The sequence below is a fragment of the Streptomyces sp. F63 genome (assembly GCF_018070345.1).
Classification (GTDB): Bacteria; Actinomycetota; Actinomycetes; order Streptomycetales; family Streptomycetaceae; genus Streptomyces.
The window spans coordinates 1-8,713 of record NZ_JAGPXX010000056.1; the positions used below are offsets into that span (position 1 = coordinate 1).

General features: G+C 71.8%; 6 protein-coding genes and 1 pseudogene. 3 read left to right on the plus strand and 4 right to left on the minus strand.

Translation table 11 applies throughout. The features are described 5' to 3' along the window. Positions 1-281: 281 nt before the first annotated feature. The gene (locus KBZ10_RS28675) at positions 282-1,115 is read left to right on the plus strand and encodes a class I SAM-dependent methyltransferase (RefSeq protein ID WP_210990666.1); all 834 of its coding nucleotides are present in this window, start codon (positions 282-284) and stop codon (positions 1,113-1,115) included. 197 nt (positions 1,116-1,312) lie between these two features. On the opposite strand, the gene KBZ10_RS28680 is transcribed toward KBZ10_RS28675, so the two are convergent. Continuing rightward, positions 1,313-1,945 carry a cellulose binding domain-containing protein gene (locus KBZ10_RS28680; protein ID WP_210990667.1) on the minus strand — a complete coding sequence of 211 codons (633 nt, stop codon included), beginning with the start codon at positions 1,943-1,945 and terminating at the stop codon, positions 1,313-1,315. A 279-nt stretch (positions 1,946-2,224) separates the two neighbouring features. Continuing rightward, the gene (locus tag KBZ10_RS28685; protein WP_210990668.1) at positions 2,225-3,160 is read right to left on the minus strand and encodes a PHB depolymerase family esterase; all 936 of its coding nucleotides are present in this window, start codon (positions 3,158-3,160) and stop codon (positions 2,225-2,227) included. Positions 3,161-4,150: 990 nt separating this feature from the next. Between KBZ10_RS28685 and KBZ10_RS28690 the strand changes: the two genes are divergently transcribed. Both KBZ10_RS28690 and pntB read left to right on the plus strand, forming a co-directional pair. Then, a complete protein-coding gene (locus KBZ10_RS28690; RefSeq protein WP_210990669.1) occupies positions 4,151-5,701 on the plus strand; it encodes a Re/Si-specific NAD(P)(+) transhydrogenase subunit alpha in 1,551 nt (516 codons plus the stop codon). 6 nt (positions 5,702-5,707) lie between these two features. Then, entirely contained in the window at positions 5,708-7,132 is a 1,425-nt protein-coding gene (pntB, locus tag KBZ10_RS28695) for a Re/Si-specific NAD(P)(+) transhydrogenase subunit beta (RefSeq protein WP_210990670.1), read from the plus strand. Positions 7,133-7,354: 222 nt separating this feature from the next. On the opposite strand, the pseudogene KBZ10_RS28700 reads toward pntB, so the two are convergent. After that, a pseudogene (locus tag KBZ10_RS28700) lies at positions 7,355-8,386 on the minus strand (cation:proton antiporter); the annotation flags it as partial. A gap of 7 nt (positions 8,387-8,393) precedes the next feature. Then, on the minus strand, positions 8,394-8,713 hold a 320-nt coding region (locus KBZ10_RS28705), incomplete at its 5' end, for a zinc ribbon domain-containing protein (protein WP_210990672.1).

The window sequence follows — 8,713 nt, forward strand, 5'->3', positions numbered from 1 at the left end:
GGCACGCACGACACCGGATAGACGACCGACCCCCGCCCAACCCCGACCCGGATGCCGTAACCCCCACCACGACAACCACCCGGCAGCCCGCAACCCACCCGCCACCACCACCGCGCCGCCCACCCGGTGCCCCAACCCCAACCCACCGGCCCCGAAGGCGTGCTGTCCAGCGGATCACGTGACCCTAGGCTTGTGGCGGTGACTCCGCCCGGGACTGAAGTCGTGGGCAATTCGATTCCCCCCACCGGCTGAAGCTGGTGGTCCCCTCGAAAGAAGGTCTGATGGAACGTGTCACCGATGTGCCGGATGGTCCCGCCCGGCTTCCGGCTCCGGCTCCGGCTCCGACTCCGACTCCGACTCCGACTCCGACTCCGGCTCCGGCGAACGACTACGACAGTTTCGCCGAGGCGTACTCGGCGGAAACCGAGAACAATCTCGTGAACGCGTACTACGCGCGGCCGGCGATGACAGACCTCGCCGGAGACGTGACCGGCCGTCGGATCCTGGACGCCGGCTGTGGCTCAGGCGCTCTGTCCGCTGCACTGCGCGACCGCGGTGCCGCCGTCACCGGCATCGACGCCAGCGCCGGGATGCTGGCACTGGCCAGACGGCGGCTCGGTGACGACGCGGACCTGCACGTGGCCGATCTGCGCGACCGCCTGCCGTTCGACGACGGTGCGTTCGACGACGTGGTCGCGTCGCTCGTGCTGCACTACCTGGAGGACTGGGGGCCAACGCTGGCCGAGTTCCGGCGGGTGCTCAGGCCCGGCGGCCGGCTGATCGCGTCGGTGGACCACCCATTCGTGGCCTACACGATCCGGGAACCTCGGCCCGACTACTTCGCGGCGACCAGCTACGCCTTCGACTGGAGGATCAACGGGCGGTCCGTCCCGATGAGATTCTGGCGCAGGCCGTTGCACGCGATGACCGATGCCTTCACCACCGCCGGCTTCCGCCTTTCCGCCATCAGCGAGCCACAGCCCGACCCGGCAGCCCGTGACCTGTTCCCGGACGACTTCCACGGCCTCGCGACCGAACCCACCTTCTTGTTCTTCGTCGTTGAGGTACCGCAGCCGGCCATCGACCCGGGCGGCCGACCGGTCACTGATCGCTGAACGGAACCGCCGGCCGGCTTCCTCGCCGGCGTGGACGAGAGGGTGGCCGGGCCGCGGCGCCCGTGGCCGTACCGGTGTCCGCAGTACTGCATGCGGTGGCCCTGCGGTGCGCCGCCCCCAGGCCGGCCGCCGGGGACGCGTCGGGGCGGTACCGGTGCTGCCGGTCCTGCCCCGTCCTGTTGCGGGACCGCACAACTTCAGTGCACGTAGCAGACGTTGGCCTCGGCCGGCGGCGGGGTGCCGTTCTTCACGAGGAAGCCGAAGGTGGTCGACTCGCCGGGCTCCAGCGTCCCGTTCTTGTCGGTGCTGCCGAAGGCGACGGCCAGGCCGTAGCCGTTGAGCACCGTGCGCCAGTGCTTCTCGATGTTCGCGTCGGGAGAGATGGACGAGTGCATCATCCAGTTGCCGATCTCCGTCTCACCGGAGTTCGTCACCGTCACCTTGGCGCGGTAACCGTCGCCCTTGGGCGTGGTCTTCACATCCACGGCGCACTTCCCGCCCGCGGCGTGCTTCTCGTGTCCCGCACCCTGGGCATTCTTGTCCGCGGCATCGGCTTTCCCGCCGTGATCGGCGTGCGCGTCGCCGCCGGACCCCTCGCCGGCTTCGGCCCGGGTGCCGGCCACGGACGTCCCGCCCTCGGCGGAGGTCTGCTCCGCGGAGCCGCCGGAATCGCCCGAGCCCTCCGTGAACACGGCCAGGAGGATGACGGGCAGGGCGACCAGCAGGCCGAACAGTGAGAGCCTGCGCCACAGGCCGCTCCGGGTTCCGTTTCCGGCCTCGGTTCCGGAGCCGCCGTCTTCCGCGCGCGAGGATCTCGGGAATTGCTTCATGGGTGGTGCCTCTCCCTTCGGGGGGTGGAGATCCGGCGCACATGAGGGAAGGGGTGCCGCCGGACCGGGCTGTGGGAGCGCTCCCAAAAATGTAGCCGCCCAGTCCGCTCGGGGAAATGCCCGGGGAGGAAGACGATGCGGCTCGTACGGCCCAACCGCCCGGTGCGGCCAGTGCAGCGAGTGCGGCCGGTGCGGCCCGGCACCGGCCGGCCGCCCGGCCGGCCGCCCGCCTCCGCTCCCACCGGGCGGGGCGGGCGGCCGGTCCCGCCACCCGGGTCCTCAGTCCGACAGGCCGAAGAACTCGACGGCCGCGTCGGCCATGCCGTTCATCGGCAGGCTGTGTCCGGCGCCCTGGACGCTGATGGATTCCACCTTCACCTCACCGGCCGGGTCGGCGAAGCGCTGGCGCGACCAGCTCGGCTGCGGCTGGTCCGTGGAGGTGGGCGTCTGGCCGAGGCCGAAGACGTTCGTCCACTGCTCCATCTCCTCCCGCAGAAGCTGGAAGGGGACGAGGGTGTCGTTGGTGCCGTGCCACAGCTGCACGCGGGGACGGTCACCGGTGTGCCCGGGGTGCGCCTGACGCACGGCGTTGCCCCAGTCCTCCGGGGTCCGGTCCATGGAGCCGTTGACGCACTTGCTGGTCCACGGCGGGAAGTCGGCCTCGTTGGCGAAGCACGTGAAGGGGACACCCATGAAGACCGTTCCGGCCTCGAACACGTCCGGGTAGAGGGCGAGGAGGGCGTTGGTCTCCATGCCGCCGGAGGAACTGCCGGTGGCGAAGATCCGCTCCGGGTCGCCGTTGTAGCGCTCCTGCGCGTAGCCGGCCATCGAGACGATCGAGGCCGGGTCGCTGCCGCCGCCACGGCGCTTGGAGGCGTCGGACCACACGTCGAAGCAGTTGGACATCGCCGTCTGCTTGGTGGCCGTCGGGTAGACGACGATGAATCCGTACCGGTCGGCCAGTTGCCCGAAGCCGCCCGACTGGTGGAAGCCCGGCCCGGACCCGCCGCAGCCGTGCATGGCCACCACGATCGCCGGCCGGTCGGGAAGGGCGTCCGGCACATACAGGTGCATCCGCAGGTTGCCGGGGTTGCTGCCGAAGTCGGTCACCTCCACCAGCGACGCGGCAGACGCCGGTGAGGGGGCGGAGATGCCCGAGAGGAAGAGCAGCAGGGCGCCGGCCACAGCGGCCATGAGGGATCTGACACGCATCATGTGGGTCTCCTGTGGGGGGAGTTGGGGGACCGACGTTAGACACTCTTATGGCGATCATCAATGATTCGCCGAAGGTTGGCTGAAGGGCGTACCGGGGCCGCAGGATTCCCGTCATGATCGGGCCGGGCCGGGGGGGCGGTGCCGTGTCGTGTCCGGCACGGATGCCGATGGTCATGGCCGGAACGTACGGCACGCCACCACCGCGTGGGTGTTCCCGTGGTCAGCGGACCGCGCACCGCACGCGAACGGGTTGAACGTCGCCGGGAGCGGGCGCGAGGGCTCCGGGCGGAGCCGGGACTCCAGCCGGTACACGAGCCCTCCCCCGGCATCGCCGCCGGCCGGGCGCTGGTGTGCAGCAGCACGATGTTCTCCCCGGGCAGACGCCCGGGCCACCGCTGAAGGGGATGAATGCCGGGTCGGCCCGGGCGCGGCTCCGGCGGCCCGCGTTCCGCGAAGCGGCCCGAGTTCCGGGTGGCAAGTCGAACAGACGGGCGGCCGGTCAGCCGATCGGCCGGAGTCTCCGGATCACCGGGCCGGCCCAGGGCCCGGCGCACCGGCGCGGAAACGGCTCCGGAAGGGTGCCGTCCGGTTCGCGGTGGTCCGTCCGTCCGGGTGTCTCAGCAGGCGGTCGCTCCCGCCGTGAGTCGTGCCACACGGGCCGGTTGGCCCTTCCGGGCACGACCTGCTCTGTGGCGGGCCCCAGAGATCCGGGCGCCGCACTGTGCACCGGGTCCACCCCTTGGCGCTCCCTTGCCCCCCGCGAGATCACCGGGCTAGCCTGCCCTCGCTCGTGACCGATCAGTAGGTTTCCTCCACTGTCCGGATCCGCCATGTGGGAACCTGCCCGGCGCGAAGCAGCCGGGGCCTTGTCAAGGACGACATCCGGCCACCACCACGGACAACGCGGATCTCACCACACACCCTCCGGCCACCCGAGTGCACCCGCACCGGGGAAGACCCGGGGGAACGTCACAGAAAGAGGTCGGATCGATGGTCCAACGGCTCGGTGTGGTCGCGGAGTCGGCCACAGGGGAGACGCGGGTTGCCGCGACCCCGGACACCGTGCGCCGGCTGATCAGCCTCGGCTTCGACGTCCTGGTCGAGGCCGGTGCCGGTCAGCGGTCGGATTTCGCGGACGCGTTGTACGCCGAGGCGGGCGCCAAGATAGGCAGCCGCGAGGACGCCTGGCGGTCCGACGTCGTCCTGAAGGTCGACCCGCCGGCTCCGGAGGAGGTCGGCCTGCTGCGGGACGACGCGACGCTGATTGGCATGATCGGCCCCGCGCTGCGCCCCGAACTCGTCGAGACGCTCACCCAGCGGTCGATCACCGTCCTGGCCATGGACGCGGTGCCGCGCATCTCCCGCGCCCAGTCGCTGGACGTGCTGAGTTCGATGGCCAACATCGCCGGCTACCGGGCGGTGATCGAGGCCGCGCACCGGTTCGGCCGGTTCTTCACCGGCCAGGTGACGGCGGCGGGCAAGGTGCCGCCGGCCAAGGTGCTGGTCGCCGGGGCCGGCGTGGCCGGGCTGGCGGCGATCGGCGCGGCGAAGGGCCTGGGCGCGATCGTCCGGGCGACCGACCCGCGCCCGGAGGTCGCCGACCAGGTGCGCTCGCTGGGCGGGGAGTTCCTCGCCGTGGAGGTCGAGCAGGAGGCGAGCGCCGACGGCTACGCCAAGGCGACCTCCGAGGACTACGACCGGCGCGCCGCGGAGATCTACGCGGAGCAGGCCGCCGAGGTCGACATCGTCATCACGACCGCGCTCATCCCCGGCCGTCCGGCGCCCCGGCTGCTCACGGCCGAGCACGTGGCGAGCATGCGGCCGGGCAGCGTGATCGTCGACATGGCCGCCGCGCAGGGCGGCAACGTCGCGGGGTCCGTCGCCGGCGAGGTGGTCGTGACGGACAACGGGGTGACGATCATCGGCTACACGGACCTTCCCGGGCGGCTGCCCGCGCAGGCCTCGCAGCTCTACGGCACGAACATCGTCAACCTGCTGAAGCTGCTGGCGCCGGGCAAGGACGGGCAGGTCGTCCTGGACTTCGACGACGTGGTGCAGCGGTCCGTGACGGTGGTCCGCGCGGGGGAGAAGACGTGGCCGCCACCGCCGGTGCAGGTGTCCGCCGCGCCGGCCGCGCAGGCCCGGCCGGCGGCGGGCGCGACGCCCACGGCGGAGAGCAAGCGGAAGCAGCCGATGCCGCAGAGCCGCAAGCTAGCGCTCGGCGGCCTGACCGCGCTGGGCCTGTTCCTGCTGACGGCGGTCTCGCCGAGCCAGCTCGCCGGCAACTTCACGGTGTTCGTGCTGGCCATCGTGATCGGCTACTACGTCATCGGCAGTGTGCACCACGCGCTGCACACACCGCTGATGTCGGTGACCAACGCGATCTCCGGGATCATCGTCGTCGGTGCCCTGCTCCAGATCGGGCACGGGAACACCGTCGTGACCGTACTGTCGTTCGCCGCGGTCCTGCTGGCGAGCATCAACATCTTCGGTGGCTTCGCGGTCACCCGCCGCATGCTCGGCATGTTCTCCAAGGACTGAGGCCCCATGACCGTCACCACGGCCGCACAGGCCGCCTACATCGTCTCCGCCCTGCTGTTCATCCTCAGCCTGGCCGGACTCTCCAAGCACGAGACCGCCCGCTCGGGCGTTGTCATGGGCATCTCCGGGATGGCCGTCGCGCTGGCCGCCACCATCGCGCTCGCCTCGCAGAGCGTCTCCGGGACCGGCGCCGCCCTGCTGGCCGCCGCCATGCTGATCGGCGCGCTGATCGGGCTGTGGCGGGCCCGCATCGTCGAGATGACCGCCATGCCCGAACTCATCGCCCTGCTGCACAGCTTCGTCGGCCTGGCCGCCGTGCTCGTCGGCTGGAACGGCTACCTGGAGGTCGCCGGCCACTCCGGGGAGGACGGCGGGCTGACCGGGACGCTCCTCGGCGTGCACCACGCCGAGGTGTTCATCGGCGTCTTCATCGGCGGTGTGACCTTCACCGGCTCGATCGTCGCCTTCCTGAAGCTGTCCGCGCGGATGAAGTCCAGCCCGCTGATGCTCCCCGGCCGGAACGCGCTCAACCTCGGCGCGCTGGCGGCCTTCGCCGTCCTCACCGTGGTCTTCGTCATGGAGCCGCACATCGGTCTGCTGATCGCCGTCACGGCGCTCGCCCTGGCCCTCGGCTGGCACCTGGTGGCCTCCATCGGCGGCGGTGACATGCCGGTGGTCGTGTCGATGCTCAACAGCTACTCGGGCTGGGCCGCCGCCGCCTCGGGCTTCCTGCTCGACAACGACCTGCTCATCGTCACCGGCGCGCTGGTCGGCTCCTCCGGTGCCTACCTGTCGTACATCATGTGCCAGGCGATGAACCGCTCCTTCCTCTCGGTGATCGCCGGCGGCTTCGGCATCGAGGCGCCGGCCGCCGCCTCGGACGGCGAGCAGGGCGAGCACCGCGAGATCACCGCCGACGAGACCGCCGAACTGCTGCGCGAGGCCTCGTCGGTGATCATCACCCCGGGGTACGGCATGGCCGTCGCGCAGGCGCAGCAGCGGGTGGCGGACCTCACCCGCGCGCTGCGCGAGCAGGGCGTCGACGTCCGGTTCGGCATCCACCCGGTCGCCGGGCGGCTGCCGGGCCACATGAACGTGCTGCTGGCCGAGGCGAACGTGCCCTACGACGTCGTCCTGGAGATGGACGAGATCAACGACGACTTCGCCGCCACGTCGGTCGTCCTCGTCATCGGTGCCAACGACACCGTCAATCCGGCGGCCCTGGAGGACGCGAACAGCCCGATCGCGGGGATGCCCGTGCTGCGGGTGTGGGAGGCGGAGAACGTCATCGTCTTCAAGCGCTCCATGGCCACCGGATACGCGGGCGTGCAGAACCCGCTGTTCTTCCGCGAGAACAGCCGGATGCTCTTCGGCGACGCCCGGGCGCGCGTGGACGACATCGTGAACGCGCTGTCCGCGGCCCGGGTGTAGGGCGGGCGTATCCGCCGCGCCGTGGGCACGCGGGCGGAGTGCTGCGGGGCGGGGCCGGCTCACCGGTCCCGCCCCGCGGCCATGAGCGGACCGGGCGGGCGCAACGCACCCGCCGAGCGCGCCTGCCGAACCGGCCCGCGGGGAACCCGTGAACCGCCCCGCGGCGGGGGACACGTCCGCCGCGCCCCGGGCGGTCCGGCCGTCCCGGCCGTCCCGGCCGGTTCACCGCCCCGCGGAGGACGGCGCCCTGCCCGTCGCTGAGCGCGCGCGGCGGCGCAGCAGGCGGTCGAACCGGGTGATCAGCGGGGTGACCGAGATGCCGTGGAGGATCACGGACGCGACGACCGTGAAGGTCACCACCGCCCACAGCTCCCCGGCCCCGACACCGGCGAAGCCGCCCGCCCCCAGCGCGTGGGCGAGGTAGAACAGCGAGCCGACGCCGCGGATGCCGAAGAACGCGGTGAGGCCGCGCTCCCGGGCGCAGCTCCCGTCCCGTACGCGGGCGAACCAGCCGGCGGCCGGGCGGATCACCAGCAGCAGGAGCAGGCCGGTGGCGGCGCCCTGCCAGGTGAGCGGGGCCAGGCCGCCGAGGGCGACGAACCCGCCCAGCAGGAACAGCAGGATGACCGTGAGGAGCCGCTCGACCTGTTCGATGAAGTCGTGCAGGACGTTGTGGTAGCCGTGGGCCCGCTCGGCGGCGCGGATGGCGCACGCGGTGACGAAGACGGCGAGGAAGCCGTAACCGTGGAGGACCTCGGTGACGCCGTAGGAGAGGAACGTCGCCCCGAGGGCGACGAAGCCTTCCTTGTGCTCGGAGAGCCGGAGGGTCCTGAGGCCGGCACGGAAGAACATCCAGCCGAGCAGCCGCCCGACGGCCAGGCCGCAGAGGACACCGACGGCGCCCTTGTAGAGGACATCGACGAGCGCCCAGTGGCCGATCCAGCCGGTGGACCAGCCGGTGCCCGAAGCGGCGGCCAGGGCGATGGCCGCGCCGACGAAGGGAAAGGCCAGTCCGTCGTTGAGCCCCGCCTCGCTGGTGAGGCCGAAGCGCACCTCGTCCTCGTCGTGCTCGGCCCCGGTGGGCTCCCCCACGCGCACCTCGGCGGCGAGCACGGGATCGGTGGGCGCGAGGACGGCGCCGAGCAGCAGGGCCACGGCCGGCGGCCAGCCGAGCAGCAGCCATCCCGCGAGGGCGACGGCTGCGATGGTGAACGGCGTGACTCCACCCACGCGTAAACGCGCGGGCTTCCTGCGTCGGTGGCTATGCCGTCGCGCAGAGGGCCAGCCCGGCCCTGTTGAGGACGTTCGTCGCGCCGACGTGGTCCGCGTTCGCCGCGAACCCGCACGCCGTGCACGCGAACTTCGCTTGGGTGGCACGGTTCTCCTTCGCGACGTGCCCGCATTCGGGGCACGTGCGGGAGGTGTCGCGCGCGTCCACCGGAACCATTAGGCGGCCGGCACTCTCAGCCTTGTTCGCCAGGATTCCGAGGAACTGCGCCCAACCCGCGTCGAGGACGCTGCGGTTGAGTCCGGCCTTCGCGGCAGCACCGTTGGGCAGGAAGCTGCCGGGCTGCTCGGGGT

Bases quoted from the DNA above. Each gene is read 5' to 3' on its own strand.
- KBZ10_RS28675 (WP_210990666.1), top strand. From the start codon at position 282: ATGGAACGTGTCACCGATGTGCCGGATGGTCCCGCCCGGCTTCCGGCT.
- KBZ10_RS28680 (WP_210990667.1), bottom strand. From the start codon at position 1,945: ATGAAGCAATTCCCGAGATCCTCGCGCGCGGAAGACGGCGGCTCCGGA.
- KBZ10_RS28685 (WP_210990668.1), bottom strand. From the start codon at position 3,160: ATGATGCGTGTCAGATCCCTCATGGCCGCTGTGGCCGGCGCCCTGCTG.
- KBZ10_RS28690 (WP_210990669.1), top strand. From the start codon at position 4,151: ATGGTCCAACGGCTCGGTGTGGTCGCGGAGTCGGCCACAGGGGAGACG.
- pntB (WP_210990670.1), top strand. From the start codon at position 5,708: ATGACCGTCACCACGGCCGCACAGGCCGCCTACATCGTCTCCGCCCTG.